This window comes from Gilliamella sp. Choc5-1 (assembly GCF_001690595.1).
Taxonomy (GTDB): domain Bacteria; phylum Pseudomonadota; class Gammaproteobacteria; order Enterobacterales; family Orbaceae; genus Gilliamella; species Gilliamella apicola_M.
In genome coordinates, this window is record NZ_LZHH01000033.1 from 1 (window position 1) to 20,909 (window position 20,909).

Here is a 20,909-nt window from a genome sequence, read left to right on the forward strand (position 1 = left end):
CGAACAAGTGCCACTTTTACGCATTCTTACCGACCGAGGGACGGAATATAATGGCCATAAGGAGAGCCATGCTTATGAACTTTATCTTAATCTAGAAGATATTGAACACACCAAGACCAAAGCCTACAGCCCACAAACAAACGGTATTTGTGAGCGATTCCATAAGACGATGAAAACAGAATGTTATGATATTTTATTTCGACGTAAGATTTACACGCAATTGAGTGAAATACAAAACGATATTGAGCAATGGCTTGAATTTTACAATCGAGAAAGAGCGCATTCAGGAAAATATTGTTATGGGAAGACACCATGGCAAACATGGAATGATGCAAAAGGGTTGGTTAAGGAAAAGCAATTGGAGAATTTATTTTGCTCATCGGACACGCATTTTGTTAAAATGAAAGCCGATGAGTAATACGTGCCTGTCAGATTAAGTTTGAGCTAATACACTTTATTTACTAAATGTCACATAATGACCATAACTTTCTATAATACCTTGGATCCTATCAAGAGTTTCTCTTGGTGGTGCCTCAACACCTTCCAACTTATATTTATCACCGAGCGTATCCCATTTATAAGCTCCTAATTTATGATAAGCAAGTAATTCTACACGCTCAATATTATCCATACCTTGTATAAATTTACCTAGTAAATGTGCTGAATCATCATCGTCAGTCCACCCAGGAACAACTACATAGCGTATCCATGTTCTTTTATTGATTTTTTGTAAATATTTTGCAAACTCAAGAACTCTTTTATTAGGCACACCAACTAATTTTTGATGAATTTCATCATTAACTTGTTTTAGATCTAACATAACAAGATCTGTTACTTTCATTAATTCTTCAATAACACTATCAAGCTGTCTTGCATAACCGTTAGTATCTAAACAAGTACTAATTCCCTCTTGATGGCAAGCTTTAAACCATTGAGTAACAAATTCAGCTTGTAGCGTTGCTTCACCGCCTGATGCTGTTACACCTCCTCCATTAGGCATAATAAAGCTTTTATAAGAAATAATTTCTTTCATCAATTCTTCAACTGTGACTTCCTTTCCTGCTTTTAAATCCCAAGTATCACGATTATGACAATATAAACAACGCATTAAGCAACCTTGAAAAAAAATAATAAAGCGAATTCCAGGTCCATCGACAGTGCCAAAAGATTCAAAAGAGTGAATGCGACCTTTAAGAGGCGGCTTTGTTGTCATAATAATATTTTTTTGTTCCATAGATACTCTCTAATCATTGCTTATATTGTTTTTTATAATTTTAACTCAGATATCTTTTTAATTATACCAATTGAATTAATTAAATATTATTTTAATTTTTCAAATACAGCGACTAAAAACAAGAAAAATTAGATAATAGCCGCTAATAAAAACAGTTAATACGATAAGTAAATTAATTGATGACAAATATTATCACTATGATATCCAATATAACCTGTTGCATTTAAAAATAATTTAAATAAAACAAAAAATAAGCTACGTATGTTTTAAGGAACAATAAACGTTTGAGGACTGTTTTAGTTATCGATGGATTTGTTTAATCTTCTTTCCCTCGGATCTTCCGAGACAATCGCTTAAACCCATGAGTAAACTTCTTAATTGCCATTGCAAAAAAAGAAACCTTAATTTTGATATCAAAACGTTCTTGCGCCTCTATCGCATCATTGGCTTTGGTTAACCATATAAAGCCTGAGTTAGTTAAATCTATGGCTTTGATTTTTCCATCTGGTGTTAAAATAAAATTACCACCGTGCACATCATTAGACACTAAATTATAGCTGTGCAGTTTTTCAATGCAGTTTTTGACTTGATCACCATATTCTCTCATCTCTTCCCATTTTAGGGAGCGACCTTCAATAAAATTAAAGATCATATAATGACGTTTGGTTCTCTTATCGAAAGCGACCAAATAAAGTTCATAGGCGATATCACATTTATCAAGTGATATTTTTGCCAGTTTACGAATTAAATTAAAATAAAAATCACCAGTTATTTTGGCGATGAGTTTGCGTTCTAAACGGTGCTCAACACCACCATCAATTTTAAAAATAAATTTGCTTTGATTGTGATTGATTAAATAAGTATATCGTTCTAATTTATCGCTTGGGTCAAGCAATTGATGATGCCCTTCCTCAGCCAAAAATTGGTCAAACAGGTCTAGGTAATTTATTTCATCATTTTGTACATAAGCGAACTTCATATCTCCACGTTCGACTTCAATAATTTTTGCAAAATTGTTCAAATGTTATTATCCCAAAGTACATCAAAAAAAGTGGGGTTATCTTAAACATTATCAGCATTAAAGTAAATGAAACAGTAATGGTTAACAAGACAGTATCGTTAAATAATATCTCTATAAGACTTAAAAATATTGGTTAGAAATAAGACAGTACCGAGCTATTTACACTTCATGGTTAAAATAATCTGCTATAAAAAGTATAAGGCGTTTTCCCTGAGCGGTTTAACGGTACTATAAAAATTAATAAAGCGTTTGAGCTTTTGTTTTCTTTTGAGTCGCTAAATATTTGCTGATTCTGCAACTTCCCATTAATGTATGTATCACTATTTCGGCTTTTCCATTGGTTTGTGAACAAGTGATTTTTGTCGATTTTTAATTGATACACTGGTTATCACGCAGTTTATCTAAATAAACATTTTATCTGAAAAAATAAAGACAGTCCCTTTTTATCAAAAAGTTTCAGGAGTGTACCACGTTTATGTAAAAAGATTAAAAAAATCAAACTGATAAAAATAGGCGAATATTCTCTAGTTGGCTGTTTAATTTAATTTTTAAGTAAAGGTAAAAAACTACATAAAATTTGTTTTCTTTTTTGTATCATGCTCAATATACCTCTTATACTACTAATTGAGTTTTAACTATAAATTAGTATAGTTATAGATGCAAAAATCAGAATATTAAGAAAGTTATATAACTATTTTGGTAATTAATGTAAGTTATTAAGCAAATGAAATGATGAAATTACTCGCTTTATATTTTTGGGCTATTTATGTCTAATAAATCACCTAAATGGTTTTTATATATTATTAGAACGGCAAATCAATCGTTATACACAGGTATTACCACTGATGTTGCTCGGCGTTTACAACAACATCAAAATGGTAAAGGCGCTAAATGTTTAAAAGGGCATAAGGATTTGACAATTGTGTATCAAGTCTTGATTGGTGACAAATCGCTAGCACTCAAAATTGAGTATCAAATAAAACAGTTTTCTAAGCCCAAAAAAGAGGCATTAGTCAAAAGCTGTCCCGATTTTGATGAATTATTAAAATTAATCAATTAGTCATATTATTAACACTTACATTATCGACATTAATTTTATCGATGGCGCTTTGATTGCCTCAATCTGCTGTTTAAATTCTGATAATTGTTGTCGCCAAAAGTCTTCATCTGTTATCCACGGAAAAGCGATAGGAAAAGCAGGATCTTGCCAACGGGCAATAATCCATGCTAAATGGTGTATCATTCTCATTGCTCTTAATGGTTCAATTAATCTAAGCTGTTGTGAATCAAAATCAAAAAATTCTTGATACATTTCAATTAGCATATCTAACTGCAAGCGTTGTTCTTGTTGATTTCCATAAAGCAACATCCACAAATCTTGAATAGCAGGACCATTACGAGCATCATCAAAATCAACAAATGTTGCACCGTCTCGCCATAAAATATTACCTGCATGGCAATCAGCATGAAGGCGGATAGGTTGCCAATCATTATGCCAATAGTGCTCAACGGTTTTAATTAATTGCGCTAAAATTGTTTTCAGATCCGATTGCACTTTTTTGGGAATAAAATGACAAGATAATATTATCTCTTGGGGCTGATAAAGATATTGCTCTAACCCGATAGTGGGGCGATGTAAAAAAGGCTTTTTTGCACCAAGTTGATGAATACGCCCAAGCAACATAGCAACTGATTCCATCTGCTCCAAATTATCTACTTCGTATTGCCGCCCACCAACACTAGGAAATAGGGAAAATCGGTAACCCTCATGTTCATGTAGCGTGGTATTATTAATTGTTAAAGGAGCAACAGCAGGAATCTCAGCATCGACTAATTGCTTAGTGAACTGATGTTCTTCAATAATTTGCTCATTGCTCCAACGACAAGGCCGATAAAATTTTGCGACATAACGAGTGCGATCTTCATCATGGAATTGATAAACTCGGTTTTCATAACTATTTAAAGCAGTAAGACCTGAATCAATACGAATACCGATTGACAGCAAACTATCAAAAATTAACTCGGGCGATAAAGCATGAAATGAAAAATCAGCATGGTCAATGACAGGTTTCATTGTTGGCTAAACCATTCATCTAACTTTTGCTTTAACGGCTCTAACCCCACACGTTTTGGCGATGAAAAAGGTGCTACAGTAATATCACCTTGAAAAGGTAAAATGGCTTCTTTAACCATATTAACTTGCTTTTTTTGTGCGCCAGAAGCTAGTTTATCGGCCTTTGTGAGCAGTAACATAACAGGAATATCGACCGAAACCGCCCACTCAATCATCTGCTGATCTAAATCTTTCAAAGGATGTCGTATATCCATTAATACAACCAAACCTTTTAGGCTTTCGCGTTTTTGAAGATATTCACCTAATGATTTTTGCCATTTGCGTTTTATTGCTTCGGGAACTTGTGCATAGCCATAACCAGGCAAATCAACTAAGCGACAATTTTCTTCCACTTGAAAAAGATTGATTAATTGCGTTCTTCCTGGTGTTTTACTGGTTCTTGCTAACGCTTTTTGATTGGTTAACGTATTAAGTGCGCTAGATTTGCCAGCATTAGATCTACCAGCAAAGGCAACTTCAACCCCACTATCACTCGGTAAATGAGAAATATCAGGAGCACTTAAAATAAAATGTGTTTTTGCATAATTTAATGGTCGAATATCTGTCATAAAAAGTATCCTTTAAGCACACTAACAGTGCTTAATTGATTAAAATGTCGTTACTGTATAGAAAAACTCAACTATTGACAACTTTTTCGACCGCTTTTGTTAATCGCTTCATACCTTCTTTAATTTCGTCTTCGGATATTATCAGTGACGGAGTAAAACGCAATACATTTGGACCTGCATTTAAAATCATCACCTTAAATTCAGAGACAACATTTAAAAGATCTCGGGCTTTATTATGGAACTCAGGTTGCAGTTCAGCACCTAACAGCAGTCCTTTACCTCGATATTGGCGAAATAATTTAAATTTATCGTTAATTTCTTCTAGTTTTTCAATAAAGATAGCACGTCGTTTTTGCACACCCTCAAGTACTTCGGCAGAATTAATGATATCAAAAGCCTCACAAGCGACAGCACAAGCAAGAGGATTGCCACCGTAAGTGGTGCCATGCACTCCGGGCTGCATAACTGAAGCAATTTCATTGGTGGTTAACATTACACTAATTGGAAAGCCACCACCTAAAGCCTTAGCCGAGGTCAAAATATCAGGTATGACACCATATTGTTGATAAGTATATAAACTGCCTGTTCTACCCATTCCGCATTGCACCTCATCAAATACCAATAAGGCTTTATATTCATCACAAAGTTCACGCACACCTTGCAAAAATTCAGGTGTTGCTGAAGTGAGTCCCCCTTCACCTTGAACTGGCTCTAACACAACAGCACAAGTATGGTCATCAATTACCGCTTTAACCGCATCAAGATCATTAAAAGGAACATGAATAATATCGGCAGGTTTTGGACCAAAACCATCAGAATATTTGGCTTGCCCACCTACTGAAACAGTAAAAAATGTACGACCATGAAAAGACTGATAAAAGGCAATAATTTTGGTTTTATAAGGACTGTATTTTTCGGCGGCATAATATCGAGCTAGTTTAAATGCAGCTTCATTTGCTTCAGCTCCTGAATTAGCAAAAAAAGCGCGATCAGCAAAGGTATTATCAATTAATTTTTGCGCCAAATTTAAAGCTGGCTCATTAGTAAACACATTACTAACATGCCACAGTTTTTCGCTTTGTTCTTGCAACGCTTTCACTAATCGAGGATGACAATGACCAAGCGCATTGACTGCAATACCACCGGCAAAATCAATATATTCCTCACCATGCTGATCCCAAACACGACTACCTTGACCTTTAACAGGAATAAATTGGGCAGGAGCATAAACAGGTAAAATAACTTGATCAAAAACCTCACGAGTGATTTTTGCTGACATGGTGAAATCCTTATTTATTTTTATAAACGATTTCATATTATTTTAAGCGAATTAACTGCGGTGTAAAGCAAATAATTATGCAATAATTTTAACTTAATATTCAGTTATGACAGCAATTTTAATTTATATAGTGACTCAATAATTATCTTCTTATTGCTAATTATTTTCAGGTATAATTAGCAAAATCCATGTTGTACTTAAAAAGAGATAAAAATGAGCCGTGTTATTTATTGCCATTATTTAAAAAAAGAAGCAGAAGGTTTAGATTTCCAGCTTTATCCTGGAGAGCTTGGCAAACGTATTTTTAATGAAATATCAAAACAAGCATGGCAGGAGTGGCTCAAAAAGCAAACGATGTTAATTAATGAAAATAAATTTAACATGATGAATCCTGAACACCGCAAAAAAATTGAAACTGAAATGGTCAAATTTTTATTTGAAGGTGAAGATATTGTTATTGATGGATATAAACCCCAAAATTGAGATACAAATACAAAATGAAAAAAAACCAGAAAATCATTACATTAATGATTGCCATTAGCCTTTTAACTGGTTGTCCTAGCAAAAACTCAGTCAATCATAATAATGATTATTATGTTAAAGATACCAATGCCTTTAATATTTTAATTAGCCAATATGCTAATAACATTGAACAAATTTGGGGACCCAAAGAAGTCGTTATTGCAGGACCTAAAGACTATGTTCAATATGAAGATAATTTAAAAACACGTGTTCATATTAACTTTGTTTCAGGAGTTATCACGTTTGAAACATTATCTGATACCCCTCTCGATAATTTAAAAGAAGCTATAGTATCAACGTTATTAATGTCTGAACCTGTTGATATTATTCGACATGACAAAATTAGTCAGGATTTATCTCAGGAACCTTTCTTATATAATCAGGTTCTTGATCAAGAGCGACAACCTATTCGTTGGAATGGTCGGGCAAGTAGTTTTGCTGATTATGTGTTATCTAATAACTTGATGCAGCGAGAATCAGGTTCGCATCAAATTACTTATGTTGAAATAAAACTCGTACCAAATCATATTAATCAACGAGCTAGAAAATTTTTACCACTTATTACCGAAGCATCTAATCGTTATTTTATTGATGAACGTCTGATTTTAGCTATTATAGAGGTGGAATCAGCGTTTAACCCTTATGCAGTTAGCCGGACAGATGCTCTTGGATTAATGCAAGTTCAACAACATACAGCAGGTCGTGATATTTTTAAATTAAGAGGTAAATCGGGTGAACCTAGTCGAAAGTTTTTGCTAGATCCGCGTAATAATGTTGATATGGGTACCGCTTATTTATCTTTATTAAAGACAAAATATTTAGCAGGAATTAATAACCCTATTTCGTTAAGATATGCCATGATTGTATCTTATAATGGTGGCGCAGGTAACGTATTGCGTATTTTTTCTAATGATCGCAATGAAGCAATCGATATTATAAACTCGATGACACCGCAACAAGTTTATCAAAGACTAGTCAATTCTCATGTTTCGCAAGAATCACGGAATTATCTGATAAAAGTTAGCAAAATTTTAGATAACAAATAAAATATATTAAATATTATATTAGATACCTTTACCATTGCTAATTAATGATAAAGGTATCAATTCTGAAAAATAGGCGTAATAATTTTTTGTGGAATAAAAAAGGGAGAAATAACTATCCCGACCAAAATATTTTTCAAAATTAAAAGGCTCTTAAAGATAAAAGTAACGAGATAATCTAATTATGAAAAAAACAACAAATCATATCCATACTAAAAGGAATTTAAAAAAAGGTTCAACTTTATTTGAAGTTGCAAAATAGCAATTATTATACTTAAATGGACAAATCAACACATTAATTAAATTTCATCATGATTTGGATGATTATGGACATCAACAAATAACCTGATTATCTTGACATCTTCTTATTCTAAGTTTCTGCTATAATAAATAAATTATTAATCATCATACCTTCTAATATGCTAAAACTTACTGATCAAGAATTGTTTCGTTATGATAGACAAATCACATTACGCAGTTTTGACATTGATAAACAACAAATATTAAAAAACAGTTCCGCACTGATCATTGGTTTAGGTGGGCTTGGTTGCGGTGCATCGCTCTATTTAGCGGCTTCAGGTTTAGGCAAATTAACGTTAGTAGATTTTGACACGGTATCAAAATCTAACTTAAACCGACAAATTTTATATACTGAAAATGCCATCAATCAATACAAAGTTGACGTTGCAAAACAAGCTTTAGTCAATATTAATACCAACCTATTGATTGACACAGTAAATGTGCAACTTGACGACAACAACCTCATATCGCTTATCAAACAGCATGACATTATCATCGATTGTACCGATAACTTAGCAACACGAGAGCAAATTAACCGTTGCTGTTTTAAAGTAAAAAAACCGCTAGTTTCTGGAGCGGCAATTCGAATGGAAGGGCTACTAAGCGTATTTACTTACCAACTCAATGAACCTTGTTATCATTGTCTAAGTCACTTATTTGGCAAAGATCAGCTTACTTGCGTTGAAACAGGTGTTATGGCGCCACTAGTTGGCATGTTTGGCTCAATGCAAGCCTTAGAAGCCATAAAAGTGCTCACTCAATATGGAAAGCCATTAACTGGACGGCTATTAATGATTGACACAATGACAATGGAATTTAACCAAATTAAAGTAACCAAACAACCCAACTGCCGTGTTTGTAGCAATGATAATACCAATTAGGGTTTTCAATGAAAATTAATCGAATTATTTTAGCACCCATGGAAGGCGTACTTGATTATCAAGTAAGGCAAATACTAACCGAAATTAATTCATTTGATTATTGTGTGACTGAATTTGTTAGAGTGACGCATCACAAATTATCTAATCGAACTTTTTACCGCCTTTGCCCTGAACTTTACCATAACGGAAAAACTCAATCAGGTACGCCTGTCCGTGTCCAAATTTTAGGACAATCACCCGAATGGATGGCAGAAAACGCCATAAAAGCCATTGAATTAGGATCTTACGGTATCGACATCAATTTTGGTTGCCCAGCCAAAACAGTGGTGGGCAGTCACGGTGGTGCTTATTTATTACAATATCCCGAACAGATATTTGATATTGTCAGCCAAGTCAGGCAAGCAATAGGAAAATCACATCAATTATCGGTCAAAATTCGCTTAGGTTGGAATAACAAAACGCATTGTCACGACATTGCAAGCGCAATTGAACATGCAGGCGCTAATGAAATTGTTATTCACGGCAGAACCAAAGAAGACGGCTACAAAGCCGAAAAAATAGACTGGCAAACAATTGGGCAAATCAAACAACAATTAAACATTCCCGTTATTGCCAATGGCGAAATTTTTACTATTGAAGATGCAAAAAATTGCATAAACCAAAGCCAAACTAACGACATTATGCTAGGGCGAGGCATTTTAACCATTCCCAATTTGGCCAACATGATTCAAGCTAAACAACCTGCATTAAATTGGCAACAAGTAATGGCAATATTAATCCGCTATGCAACCGCATCAATTGATGACGTTAAACCTTTGTATCACTCTGCACGCATCAAACAGTGGCTTGCCTACTTAAAACAGCACTATGCCGAGGCGTCAGAACTCTTACAAAGTATAAGGACATTCAAATCACAACAAGAAATTAGTCGTTTTTTAACTAAGCATACCTAAAATAACAGCATTAAGACACAGCAAAATAGCAATGAATGTTCATTAGTTATCTTGATATAAGGGTATGAAATGAGCTTTTATAAAAGATACTCAAGAAATCATTGATTTTATGTTATCCCTCTTTTTTTAAAGAAAAGAGGGTAAATTTTGTCACTGTGTGATTTTATTATTTTTGTTTTAGAAAATAGTGTTTAGTCACTTTATTAAGAATCAAACCAACTAGCATAATAAGCAATATCAATAAGAGCAAGCTACGACCAACACGAATCAGTGTATCGGCGTTAATATAAAACCTTATTGGCATATGGTATATAGAGGCAAAATAAAGAATCACACAAATAAGAATCATTGTGGCAGATACAAAAATGCTTTTAATGAGCCGTTCTGATTGAATTTTATTAAAGGACTTTTTAAAACAGTTTTTAGACAAAAATAGCCCTAGCAGTATTGCGCCAATATACAAAAACTCTTGAAAGTAACTAGAGGTAATATCAAAAGCATTAGCAATTAACCAATATCCTTTAATCAAAACAAAACAAATAAACGTTGAAAATAAAATGAAGTGAATATTTCGGCTATTGGTTGCTGTAATTACAAATGGCTGTTTGCTTTTTATAAAGTATCTTTTGAAGAAATTTGTTAAATAGTAAATTAATAAGCTGTATAGCAAAACATAAAAAATGGCTGATGAGATAACGATTATTATTGGGAAAATAGGTGCCTGGTAGAAATAAATAATGATGCTTTGTTGAACAAATGCAGCAATTATCGAAAATATTATCATTATAAAAATCAAGATTATTATATTGATTTTATTAACAATATGAATATTGGCATAATGAAGAGTAATCGACAACATCCCAAAGATCCATAATGCGTTTACCAATCTATCTTGAAAAAAATAAAATGAAATATTAGAGAAGAATAACAAAAATGAGTCAAAAGAAAATCCGTAATAGTAATACTTAAATGCGAAACACATCGAAAAAAAACAACTCAATAAAAAATAAACTACACTACCTATAATAGGTAGTGTAAAGAAAGAAACGTTATTCATCCTATTTCCTTATTAGCTTTATAATTAACTTTTTATTTTATTTTATATTTTTTTAAAATAAAATTGATCTTTATTCGTTTTTATTATTAATCAATTCGTTTAATAAAGTGTTTTATCTTAAATCCCATAGCAATCAATGCCGCAAAATAGATAATAATTCCAACTACGACCAATAAAAATAATCGCCCAATACGAGCCAACATTGAACCTGTTGACCAATCAGGTAATAATTGTGAACCAAACCATAATGCCGTAGACATTAAAATTACCGCTATAATGATTTTGATTAAAAAACTATGCCAACCCGGCTGAGGTTGATAAAGTTGTTTTTTACGCAACTGCCAATACAATAACCCAGCATTAAAGCAAGCAGCTAAGCCAATGGATAATGATAGACCAGCGTGTTGTAATGGACCAATAAAAGCAAGGTTCATTAGCTGTGTTAAAATTAGTGTAATAATGCCAATTTTGACGGGCGTTTTTATGTCCTGACGTGAGTAAAAGGCTGGCGCTAAGACTTTAATCAATATCAATCCAAGTAGCCCTATAGAGTAAGCAACTAATGCTTGCTGTGTCATTAAGGTGTCATTTAATGTAAATTGCCCATATTCAAATAGTGTTGATATTAATGGTCGCGAAATTACCCCTAATGCAATCGTGCTTGGTAAAGCCAATAAAAAGCAGAGGCGTAATCCCCAATCTAATAATTCTGAATATTGCTTGTGATCGCCTTTTGAAAAGCTTTTGGCTAACGATGGCAATAAAATAGTGCCCAGTGCCACACCTAGCACACCCGCAGGGAATTCCATTAATCGGTCGGCATAATACATCCAAGAAACCGATCCAGAAACAAGAAACGAGGCAAAAATTGTGTTAATAATTAAAGATATTTGCCCTACCGATACCCCTAAAATTGCAGGCCCCATCTGTTTTAATACCCTCCAAACACCGCTATCTTTTAAACTTATATGAGGCAGTACTAACATGCCAATCTTTTTTAAATAAGGCAGTTGATAGAGTAATTGCAAAATGCCACCAACACCTACCGATAACGCCAGTGCTAATACTGGTGGATTGAAGTAAGGCGTAAGAAAGAGTGTGAATATAATCATGCTGATATTCAGCAAGGTTGGTACAAATGCCGGTACTGAAAACCGATTCCAAGTATTTAATATCGCCCCAACCAATGAAGCTAGCGATATAAAAAAGATGTAAGGAAAGGTTATGCGCAGCATGGTGGTTGCCAGTTCAAACTTTTCAGTTGATTCTTGCATAAACCCTGGGGCAGTGAGCATGATAATAAAAGGTGCTGTGACAACACCAATTAAGGTGACAATTGCTAATACTAAGGTTAATAAACCCGCAATATAGGCAACAAATGTGCGAGTTGCTTCAATGCCTTGTTGGTTTTTATATTCGGCTAAAATTGGCACAAATGCTTGCGAAAATGCCCCTTCGGCAAAAATACGCCGTAGTAAGTTAGGAAGCTTAAAAGCAACAAAAAATGCATCAGTTGCCATACCTGCGCCAAAAAAACGTGCAATAATGGCGTCACGCACAAAACCTAATACACGTGAAACCATCGTCATTGAACTTACCGTGGCTAAAGATTTTAAAAGATTCATATCTGATTTATATACTATGTATACAACCTAAAAGTGATAATGGAGCATAGTCTACAAACTATTACTTTAAATCACCATGGTTTTTTCGATATTAAGTCGCAGTTTTTATGATGCCGCCAGTATCACACTGGCGGATATTAAGTTTAACGATCTTTTAATGGTGTAAACGGCATAACTTCACCAATATTTTTATAGGCTGGTCGAATAATTCGGCGATCATCAAAATTAAGTTCTTCAATTCGATGAGTACACCAACCAACAATACGTGACATTGCAAATAATGGTGTATAGACTTCTTTCGGCAAGCCAATCATGTCGTAAACAAAGCCTGAATAGAAATCAACATTAGCACAAACTTGTTTTTTTGTTCTGGCATTTTTTCTATTTAAAACAGCATGAATAGCTCTTTCTTCAAGCAAGTTTAAAAAATTATATTCTTTTTCTCGTCCTTTTTCTTTTGCCAGTTCATAGGCCATTTCTTTAAGTAATACTGCCCTAGGATCTGATACTGTATAAACCGCATGTCCAATACCATAAATTAGGCCTTTTTTATCAAATACATCTTTATTTAAAATACGTTGCAAATAGGCATCAATTTCATTTATATCAGTCCAATTTTTAATTTCTTTAGCTAAGTGTTTAAGCATTCTGCCCACTTGTAAATTAGCACCACCATGCAATGGGCCTTTTAATGATCCAATACCTGCTGCAATTGATGAGTAAGTATCGGTACCGGTGGAGCTTGTCACTCGCACTGTAAATGTTGAGTTATTTCCTCCACCATGCTCGGCATGGATGATCATAGCTAAATCAAGTACTCGTACATCAAGTTCAGTATAGCCTCCTGATCCTTTCATCATATATAAAAAGTTTTCGGCAATCGAAAAGTTTTCATTAGGATGGCGGATATGTAGTGATTTACCTTTAGCACTGTGACTTAACATGTTATAAGCATAGGCAATAATGGCAGGGAATTTTGCAATCAGGTCTATTGATTGACGAATTAAATTATCACGAGAAGTATCATCTGCTTTAGAATCATAAGTGTACATTTCAAGAACTGTGCGTGCTAAAATATTCATTACATCATGTCCTTCAAGCTCCATGATGGCAATTTTAGTTTGTTTTTCCAAAGCCATTGACTCAGAAAGTAATCTTGAAAAATCACTTAATTCTTCGGTATCAGGTAAATAACCTGATAATAGCAAATAGATGGTTTCTTCAAATCCTGTTCGTTGCTCTTTTTGTGCATTATGCACAAGATCTTCAATATCAATACCTCGATATAATAATTTACCTGGAATAGGCTTTAATGAACCGTTTTCTAAATATTCATAACCTAGCACATCGCCAATTTTTGTTAAACCAACTAGCACACCTGTGTGATCTGCATTACGCAATCCTCGTTTTACATTGAAGGTTTCAAATAATTGTGATTCAATTTTACAAGTATTTTTAATCGTTTCTGATAATTTATAAACTAAAAATTTTTCTTTCATTTATCATTCCCTCTTGTCTTATAAATTATCGATTACTGCTTGAGTAAATTCAGTAGTTGATAGTGATTTTCCATTTTGCATAAAACGAGCTAAATCAGCAGTCGCCTTGCCTTTCTGAAATAAGCTTTCCATTGCTTTAGTAATTAATTCTCCAACTTCGTGCCAACCAAGATAATCAAACATCATCACTCCTGATAGTAATAATGATGATGGGTTTGCTTGATTTTGTCCTGCAATATCTGGCGCGGTACCGTGTGTAGCTTCAAAAATAGCATGTCCTGTCAAATAATTAATATTTGCACCTGGTGCAATACCAATACCCCCAACCATCGCCGCAAGTTGATCTGAGACATAATCGCCATTAAGATTTAGCGTTGCAACGACAGAATAGTCTTCTGGCTTTAACAATGTATTTTGTAAAAAAGCATCACAAATCACATCTTTTATAATTAATTTTGAAGCGGATTTAGCATTCTGTAATGCTTTATCGGCTGCTACTTTTCCATCTTTTTTTTGGATTATCATATATTGATTCATGGTAAAAACAGCATCAGCAAATTCTTTTTCTGCTAGCGCATATCCCCACTGTTTAAATCCACCTTCAGTAAATTTCATAATATTTCCTTTATGTACTAAAGTAACAGAAGGTAATTTATGATGAAGCGCATATTTAATTGCCGATCTAATTAAACGTTCAGACCCCTCAATTGAAACAGGTTTGACACCAAATGACGACGTTTTAGGAAAACGAACTTTATTAATGTTCATTTGTTGGGATAAAAATTGATAGAATTTTTCGGCTTCTGGTGTGCCTTGCAACCATTCAATACCCGCATAAATGTCCTCAGTATTTTCTCGAAAAATAGTCATGCTGACTTTTTCTGGATGTTTTATCGGTGATTCAATACCTTTGAACCAACGAACAGGACGCAGGCAAACATAAAGATCTAATTCTTGACGAAGTGCAACATTAAGTGAACGGATCCCACCACCAACTGGTGTAGTCAATGGGCCTTTAATTCCAATACGATATTGTTTAAATGCATTCATGGTTTCTTCAGGTAACCATGAGCCATTTAAATTAAATGATTTTTCACCAGCAAGGACTTCTAGCCATTCAATGCTACGTTTACCTTGATAAACTTTTTCAATCGCTTTATCAAAGATCGTTCGAGCTGCATTCCAAACCTCTTTACCCACACCATCACCTTCAATAAAAGGAATTATTGGGTGATTTGGGACAATTAATTGTCCATTTTCAATTGAAACCTGCTGATTCATTTGTGCCTTCCCCTTATTTTTAGTTATTTAAATCCTTCTTTCAATTTATTTAAAGCGCTGCCCGCTTTAAACCATTCAATTTGAGATTGATTATAGGTGTGTGCAACAGCAAAAGAGTCTGTACTTCCGTCACGATGGTGAAGTACTAGTGTTAGATCTTTGTCTGGTGCAAAATCTGTTAACCCGAGAATGCTAATTTTGTCATCTTCGCGAATTTTGTCATAATCGTCTTTATTAACAAATGTTAAAGCTAACATTCCTTGTTTTTTAAGATTTGTTTCATGAATTCGGGCAAATGATTTAACTACTATGGCTTTAACATTTAAAAACCGAGGTTCCATTGCGGCATGTTCTCGTGATGAGCCTTCTCCATAATTTTCTTCAGCTACAACTATCGATCCCAAGCCTTGTGATTTTAGTTGACGAGCTAACACAGGCACTTCAACATAATTGCCCGTTTGAGCATCTAAGACAGAATTATTTTTTTGATTAAAGGAGTTAACAGCACCAATCAACATATTATTAGAAATATTATCTAGATGCCCTCGAAACTTTAACCATTTTCCCGCCATAGAAATATGATCGGTTGTGCATTTACCAGTTACCTTTATAAGTAGGGGATGAGCAATAATATCTTTTCCATCCCAAGGTGAAAAAGGAGAAAGCTGTTGAAGTCGTTCAGAGTGTTCTGAAATATGAACGTTGACCGAACGACCATCGGCAATTGGTGCAATATAACCAGCATCATCCACAGCAAATCCTTGTTTAGGTAACTCATCACCTATTGGTTCAGATAATTTTACTTTTTGTCCTTTATCATTAATCAAAGTATCAGTGAGCGGATTAAAGCTTAGTTTACCTGCAATTGATAATGCCGTTACAATTTCAGGTGAACATACAAATGCATAAGTATTTGGACTGCCATCATTGCGTTTAGCAAAGTTACGATTAAAAGATGTCACAATAGAATTTTTGTGTTCATCAGCAACATCGTCACGGCGCCATTGACCAATACAAGGACCGCAGGCATTTGCCATAATAGCCGCTCCCGCCTGCTCAAAGTGACTTAAAATACCATCTCGTTTTGAGGTGTATTTCACTTGTTTTGATCCTGGGTTTATAATTAATTTTGCTTTTATTTTCAAGCCTAATTGATTTGCATTATCAATTACAGATGCTGCACGCATCATATCTTCATAAGAAGAGTTAGTACATGAACCAATCAACCCAACTTCCATATTATCAGGATAATTATGTGCTTTTACAGCAGCAGCTAGTTGTGAAATAGGATAAGCTAAATCAGGAGTAAATGGACCATTAACATAAGGTTCTAATTCAGATAGGTTAATTTCTATTACTTGATCATAGTATTTTTCTGGCTGTGCTAAAACTGCTTCATCAGGATTGAAACAGTCTGTTAAAAGATTAGCTAAATCAACGACCTCTTGACGCCCTGTCATTGCTAAATAATCAGCGGACTTTTTACTATAAGGAAAGATTGATGTTGTTGCCCCAACTTCTGCTCCCATATTACAGATCGTTGCTTTCCCTGTTGCTGATAAAGTTGAAGTGCCTTCTCCAAAATATTCAATTACTGAATTAGTGCCACCTTTAACCGTTAAAATACCTGCCAGTTTTAAAATAACATCTTTTGGTGATACCCAACCTGATAGTTTACCAATTAATTTTACACCAATAATTTTTGGCATTTTTAGTTCCCAAGGCATGCCGGCCATAACATCAACTGCATCGGCACCACCCACACCAATTGCGAGCATTGAAAGCCCTCCTGCATTTGGGGTGTGTGAATCAGTACCGATCATCATACCGCCAGGAAAGGCATAATTTTCAAGCACAACTTGATGAATGATACCTGCATCAGGCTTCCAAAATCCAATACCATATTTATTCGATACATCACGTAAAAATTGATAGACTTCTTGGTTATTATTTTCAGCAATAATTAAATCATCATGAGCATTTTTATAGGCCTGAATAAGGTGATCACAATGTACTGTCGATGGCACAGCAACTCTGTTACGACCTGAATTCATTAGCTGTAAAAGAGCCATCTGTGCTGTTGCATCTTGCATAGCAACTCGATCGGGGGAAAAATTAACATAGTCTTCGCCCCGTTTATAATTCTTAAGTTGTTCACCTTCTGCTATGTGTGCATAAAGAATTTTTTCTGTCAAAGTTAATGGTTTCCCAATTTTTTGGCGAACCTGATTAATCTTTTGTGGATAATTTTGGTAAATATGTTTAATTAAATCAATATCAAAAACCATAGTTAAGCTCCTATTGCTTATATTATCGGTTTAAGCTTTACTTAAAATTAAATTGAATATTTATTCTTTTTTATGATTAAATATTCACACAATATACTAATAATTCCTTTATGCAATCTTGTATTAAGATCTTTTATTAACCAATAATTTTTTGATATTAGTTGAAATCATATAGAGCAAGTATGATCGCTAATATAGTTTCTATACTAACGAAATATTAGACATTATGCTCATCAAAGAAAATTCAAAATTGAGTGATCGTATAAATAAAAATAATATAAAGTAGTTTTAAGTTAAAAAAGAGCTTAAATATAAAAACAACCAAAAGCCATGTTTGCCTGCATTATTAATCTATGCTAAATTGTTTTTTTCGAACAGTGTTTATACTAATTTTATTATGAATCGAACAACTAACACGTCACCAATAAAAACAGGTGGCTTTTTAAATACTATTGAACGAATTGGAAACAAAATTCCTGATGTCACAACATTGTTTTTCTATGCTTTAGTCATCTGTTTTGTTGCCTCTTTATTACTTTCTTTTGTGGACTTTAATTACATTAATCCAGTCACGCAAAAAAAGCTCGTTGTTGTCAATATGTTGGCGCCTGAGAATTTAGTCACTTTTTTTACTAAAATGGTGCCTAATTTTGTTACCTTTCCACCACTTGGCATTACAATCGTTGCAACATTAGGTATTGGTATTGCTGAAAGTAGTGGTTATATCCATGTGCTACTTAAGAAGTTATTGGCTGTTACACCTAAAAAATTAGTCACACCATCGGTTATTTTTGTTAGTATGGTTTGTCATATTGCGGCTGATTCAGCTTATGTGATTTTAATGCCTGTATCTGCGATGATGTTTTATGCAACAGGCCGTCATCCGCTAGCAGGGATTGCTGCTTCGTTCGCGGGGTTAGCGGGTGGTTTTAGTTCAAGTTATACACCGTCAATTATCGATCCTATTATGCAAGGTTTTACTCAAAGTGCTGCACAAATTATCGATCCTTCTTATCAAGTTAATGTGCTTTGTAATTACTTTTTGAGCTTTGGTGGTACCTTTTTTGTTTTACTTGCTTGCTGGTTTGTGACTGATAAAATTGTCGAGCCCCGTTTACAGGCGACCATGCCTATAAATAATGATCTAACATCAAATAATATTTCTAATTCTCCTGAAATTACACCTATTGAAAACCGCGCATTTAAGGTCGCTTCAATTGTTTTTTTAGCTATTGCGATTGGTTTAGTTTTATTTTTATTACCTGAAGACTCTTTATTGCGCGCTCCTGATGGAAGTATGACAAGTAATAAAGCACCTATTATGCAAATCATTGTGCCATTATTATTTGTGTTTTTTGCGATTCCGGGCTTAATACATGGCTTTATTACTGGTACTTTTAAATCGTCCCGAGATATTGTAAAAGCAATGGAAAACATTACTAAATCGCTTATTCCATTTATTGTTTTTGCTTTCTTTTGTGCACAATTTTTATATGTCTTTTCTCACTCACAAATTGGAACATTAATTGCGATTGGTGGGGCCGAGTTTTTAAAAGCATTGCATTTGCCTTCAGTCGTGACAATCTTTGGGGTCATAATTTTAACAAGTATGTTAAATGTGTTAATTACTTCTGCATCGTCTAAGTGGGCTATTTTAGCACCGATTTTTGTACCAATGCTTATGTCTGTTGGTATCTCACCTGAATTAACCCAAGCTGCTTACCGTATCAGCTCGGCGGTTAATGTCAGTACTCCTATGTTTGCTTTTTATCCTTTGATTATTGCTTATTGTCAGCAATATTGTAAAAACACGGGTGTTGGCACACTAAGTTCAATGATGATTCCTTATACTATAGCACTGCTCATCGCTTTAACACTAAACTTGCTGCTCTTTTGGTTCTTAGGTCTACCAATTGGTTTTGATAGTGGTTATGTTTATCCACCAGTAAGTAATTAATGATTATTGAGGAGTCAAAATATGATGAATATTACTGAACAATTAGTTGAGCGTTTTTTGCGTTATGTCAGTATACCAAGCCAAAGTACTTTTGGTTGCGCTCATGTGCCTTCTACGCCTGGGCAAACTGAATTAGCTAAGCAACTTCAACAAGAATTGATCGCGCTTAATTTACAAGATGTTCACCTTGATGAGCACAGCATTGTTACAGCAAAATTACCAGGCAATAATCCTAATGCACCAAAAATTGGTTATGTTGCTCATCTTGATACTGTCGATGTTGCTTTATCAGATAAAATCAATCCGCAACGCGTTACTTTTACAGGGCAAGATATTCTTTTAAATAAAGAGAAGAATATTTGGTTTAAAGTTGATGAACACCCTGAGCTGAATAAATATCTGAATGATGAATTGATTGTAACAGACGGTACTAGTGTACTTGGTGCAGATAATAAAGCGGCTATTGCTGTCGTGATGACTATATTAGATCAGTTACAACAACAAAATTGTTCTCATGGTGATATCTATGTGGCTTTTGTTCCAGATGAAGAAGTCGGCTTAAATGGTGCTAAAAAACTTGATTTAAATCGTTTTAAACCTGATTTTGCTTATACTATTGATTGTTGTGAACTGGGCGAGGTTGTGTATGAGACGTTTAATGCTGGCTCTGTCACTATTGAGATTGCGGGAGTTTCGGCTCACCCAATGTCGGCTAAGAATGTGTTAATCAATCCTATTCGGGTTGCTAATGATATTATCAACTGTTTTGATAGCTTTGAAACGCCTGAACATACTGAGGGTAAAGAAGGTTATTTTTGGTTTAATGATATTGTGGGTAATCAAAGCACAACAACATTAAAAATGAGTATTCGTGATTTTGATTTAGCTAAATATGAATCGCGTAAAGCTTATATTCAAAAAGTCGTCGATCTTATTAAGCTTAAGTATCCAAGAGCTAAAATTGAATGTAAAATCACCGATACTTATAGCAATATTGCTAATTATTTAGGTGATGACCGTCGCTGTATTGATTTAATTTATCAATCATTTGAACTTCTTAATATTCAACCAAAAACAATTGCAATGCGTGGTGGAACAGATGGTTCAGCACTTTCAGCAAGAGGGCTTACAACACCCAATTACTTTACTGGTGCTCATAACTTCCATTCTTGCTTTGAATTTTTACCATTATCATCATTTCTGAAATCATTTGAAGTTACCATGAAAATTATTGAGCTTTCGGCTAAAGGTTAATCATATTTCTGAAAGTAAGAGGGAGGCAACTCC

The 20,909-nt window shown here is 34.3% G+C and carries 18 protein-coding genes; 8 read left to right on the plus strand and 10 right to left on the minus strand.

What is annotated here, in order from left to right; all coding sequences use genetic code 11:
- Window positions 1–418: integrase core domain-containing protein (locus tag A9G35_RS02960; protein ID WP_141673748.1), on the plus strand; the 418-nt coding region annotated here is incomplete at its 5' end.
- Between the two features lie 36 nt (window positions 419–454).
- Here A9G35_RS02960 and pflA read toward each other — a convergent pair.
- Entirely contained in the window at window positions 455–1,234 is a 780-nt protein-coding gene (gene pflA, locus A9G35_RS02965) for a pyruvate formate lyase 1-activating protein (RefSeq protein ID WP_218057182.1), read from the minus strand.
- A gap of 316 nt (window positions 1,235–1,550) precedes the next feature.
- A complete protein-coding gene (locus A9G35_RS02970; RefSeq protein ID WP_065635613.1) occupies window positions 1,551–2,255 on the minus strand; it encodes a lipopolysaccharide core heptose(II) kinase RfaY in 705 nt (234 codons plus the stop codon).
- Between the two features lie 766 nt (window positions 2,256–3,021).
- On the opposite strand from A9G35_RS02970, the gene A9G35_RS02975 reads away from it, so the two are divergent.
- Complete coding sequence (locus A9G35_RS02975; RefSeq protein ID WP_065635614.1) at window positions 3,022–3,315, plus strand: GIY-YIG nuclease family protein; 294 nt, start codon at window positions 3,022–3,024, stop codon at window positions 3,313–3,315.
- Between the two features lie 15 nt (window positions 3,316–3,330).
- Here the strand turns inward: A9G35_RS02975 and A9G35_RS02980 are convergent, their stop codons facing one another.
- The 3 genes from A9G35_RS02980 to argD form a co-directional block, all read right to left on the minus strand.
- Entirely contained in the window at window positions 3,331–4,317 is a 987-nt protein-coding gene (locus tag A9G35_RS02980; RefSeq protein ID WP_065635636.1) for a serine/threonine protein kinase, read from the minus strand.
- A gap of 8 nt (window positions 4,318–4,325) precedes the next feature.
- Window positions 4,326–4,937: a ribosome biogenesis GTP-binding protein YihA/YsxC gene (gene yihA, locus A9G35_RS02985; protein WP_065635615.1), complete on the minus strand. Its 612-nt coding sequence runs from the start codon at window positions 4,935–4,937 to the stop codon at window positions 4,326–4,328.
- 67 nt (window positions 4,938–5,004) lie between these two features.
- Complete coding sequence (gene argD / locus A9G35_RS02990; RefSeq protein WP_065635616.1) at window positions 5,005–6,216, minus strand: bifunctional acetylornithine/succinyldiaminopimelate transaminase; 1,212 nt, start codon at window positions 6,214–6,216, stop codon at window positions 5,005–5,007.
- Between the two features lie 213 nt (window positions 6,217–6,429).
- Between argD and A9G35_RS02995 the strand changes: the two genes are divergently transcribed.
- From A9G35_RS02995 to dusC, 4 genes are all read left to right on the plus strand, one after another.
- On the plus strand, window positions 6,430–6,699 hold the full coding sequence (locus tag A9G35_RS02995; RefSeq protein WP_065635617.1) for an oxidative damage protection protein: 270 nt from the start codon (window positions 6,430–6,432) through the stop codon (window positions 6,697–6,699).
- 14 nt (window positions 6,700–6,713) lie between these two features.
- The gene (mltC, locus tag A9G35_RS03000) at window positions 6,714–7,784 is read left to right on the plus strand and encodes a membrane-bound lytic murein transglycosylase MltC (protein WP_065635618.1); all 1,071 of its coding nucleotides are present in this window, start codon (window positions 6,714–6,716) and stop codon (window positions 7,782–7,784) included.
- 416 nt (window positions 7,785–8,200) lie between these two features.
- Window positions 8,201–8,962 carry a molybdopterin-synthase adenylyltransferase MoeB gene (locus A9G35_RS03005; RefSeq protein WP_065635619.1) on the plus strand — a complete coding sequence of 254 codons (762 nt, stop codon included), beginning with the start codon at window positions 8,201–8,203 and terminating at the stop codon, window positions 8,960–8,962.
- Window positions 8,963–8,970: 8 nt separating this feature from the next.
- Complete coding sequence (dusC, locus tag A9G35_RS03010) at window positions 8,971–9,915, plus strand: tRNA dihydrouridine(16) synthase DusC (protein WP_065635620.1); 945 nt, start codon at window positions 8,971–8,973, stop codon at window positions 9,913–9,915.
- Window positions 9,916–10,081: 166 nt separating this feature from the next.
- Here the strand turns inward: dusC and A9G35_RS13630 are convergent, their stop codons facing one another.
- The 5 genes from A9G35_RS13630 to A9G35_RS03035 all read right to left on the minus strand — a co-directional run bounded on the left by A9G35_RS13630 (window position 10,082) and on the right by A9G35_RS03035 (window position 17,665).
- On the minus strand, window positions 10,082–10,444 hold the full coding sequence (locus A9G35_RS13630; RefSeq protein ID WP_218057184.1) for a hypothetical protein: 363 nt from the start codon (window positions 10,442–10,444) through the stop codon (window positions 10,082–10,084).
- 614 nt (window positions 10,445–11,058) lie between these two features.
- Window positions 11,059–12,597, minus strand: a complete 1,539-nt coding sequence (murJ, locus tag A9G35_RS03020) for a murein biosynthesis integral membrane protein MurJ (RefSeq protein WP_065635622.1) — start codon at window positions 12,595–12,597, stop codon at window positions 11,059–11,061.
- 143 nt (window positions 12,598–12,740) lie between these two features.
- Window positions 12,741–14,096, minus strand: a complete 1,356-nt coding sequence (locus A9G35_RS03025; RefSeq protein ID WP_065635623.1) for a citrate synthase — start codon at window positions 14,094–14,096, stop codon at window positions 12,741–12,743.
- Between the two features lie 18 nt (window positions 14,097–14,114).
- On the minus strand, window positions 14,115–15,377 hold the full coding sequence (gene icd, locus A9G35_RS03030; RefSeq protein ID WP_065635624.1) for an NADP-dependent isocitrate dehydrogenase: 1,263 nt from the start codon (window positions 15,375–15,377) through the stop codon (window positions 14,115–14,117).
- A gap of 23 nt (window positions 15,378–15,400) precedes the next feature.
- On the minus strand, window positions 15,401–17,665 hold the full coding sequence (locus A9G35_RS03035) for an aconitate hydratase (protein WP_065635625.1): 2,265 nt from the start codon (window positions 17,663–17,665) through the stop codon (window positions 15,401–15,403).
- 397 nt (window positions 17,666–18,062) lie between these two features.
- Between A9G35_RS03035 and A9G35_RS03040 the strand changes: the two genes are divergently transcribed.
- Together A9G35_RS03040 and pepT are read left to right on the plus strand one after the other, a co-directional pair.
- Window positions 18,063–19,622: an AbgT family transporter gene (locus A9G35_RS03040; protein WP_065635637.1), complete on the plus strand. Its 1,560-nt coding sequence runs from the start codon at window positions 18,063–18,065 to the stop codon at window positions 19,620–19,622.
- A gap of 21 nt (window positions 19,623–19,643) precedes the next feature.
- Entirely contained in the window at window positions 19,644–20,876 is a 1,233-nt protein-coding gene (gene pepT, locus A9G35_RS03045; RefSeq protein WP_065635626.1) for a peptidase T, read from the plus strand.
- Window positions 20,877–20,909: the final 33 nt, after the last annotated feature.

What these genes read in the sequence shown, in the direction of transcription:
- icd (WP_065635624.1), bottom strand. Translation starts at nt 15,377, where the DNA reads ATGAATCAGCAGGTTTCAATTGAAAATGGACAATTAATTGTCCCAAAT.
- pepT (WP_065635626.1), top strand. Translation starts at nt 19,644, where the DNA reads ATGATGAATATTACTGAACAATTAGTTGAGCGTTTTTTGCGTTATGTC.
- murJ (WP_065635622.1), bottom strand. Translation starts at nt 12,597, where the DNA reads ATGAATCTTTTAAAATCTTTAGCCACGGTAAGTTCAATGACGATGGTT.
- A9G35_RS03005 (WP_065635619.1), top strand. Translation starts at nt 8,201, where the DNA reads ATGCTAAAACTTACTGATCAAGAATTGTTTCGTTATGATAGACAAATC.
- A9G35_RS03035 (WP_065635625.1), bottom strand. Translation starts at nt 17,665, where the DNA reads ATGGTTTTTGATATTGATTTAATTAAACATATTTACCAAAATTATCCA.
- dusC (WP_065635620.1), top strand. Translation starts at nt 8,971, where the DNA reads ATGAAAATTAATCGAATTATTTTAGCACCCATGGAAGGCGTACTTGAT.
- A9G35_RS02975 (WP_065635614.1), top strand. Translation starts at nt 3,022, where the DNA reads ATGTCTAATAAATCACCTAAATGGTTTTTATATATTATTAGAACGGCA.
- A9G35_RS02995 (WP_065635617.1), top strand. Translation starts at nt 6,430, where the DNA reads ATGAGCCGTGTTATTTATTGCCATTATTTAAAAAAAGAAGCAGAAGGT.
- argD (WP_065635616.1), bottom strand. Translation starts at nt 6,216, where the DNA reads ATGTCAGCAAAAATCACTCGTGAGGTTTTTGATCAAGTTATTTTACCT.
- A9G35_RS03040 (WP_065635637.1), top strand. Translation starts at nt 18,063, where the DNA reads ATGAATCGAACAACTAACACGTCACCAATAAAAACAGGTGGCTTTTTA.
- yihA (WP_065635615.1), bottom strand. Translation starts at nt 4,937, where the DNA reads ATGACAGATATTCGACCATTAAATTATGCAAAAACACATTTTATTTTA.
- A9G35_RS03025 (WP_065635623.1), bottom strand. Translation starts at nt 14,096, where the DNA reads ATGAAAGAAAAATTTTTAGTTTATAAATTATCAGAAACGATTAAAAAT.
- mltC (WP_065635618.1), top strand. Translation starts at nt 6,714, where the DNA reads ATGAAAAAAAACCAGAAAATCATTACATTAATGATTGCCATTAGCCTT.
- pflA (WP_218057182.1), bottom strand. Translation starts at nt 1,234, where the DNA reads ATGGAACAAAAAAATATTATTATGACAACAAAGCCGCCTCTTAAAGGT.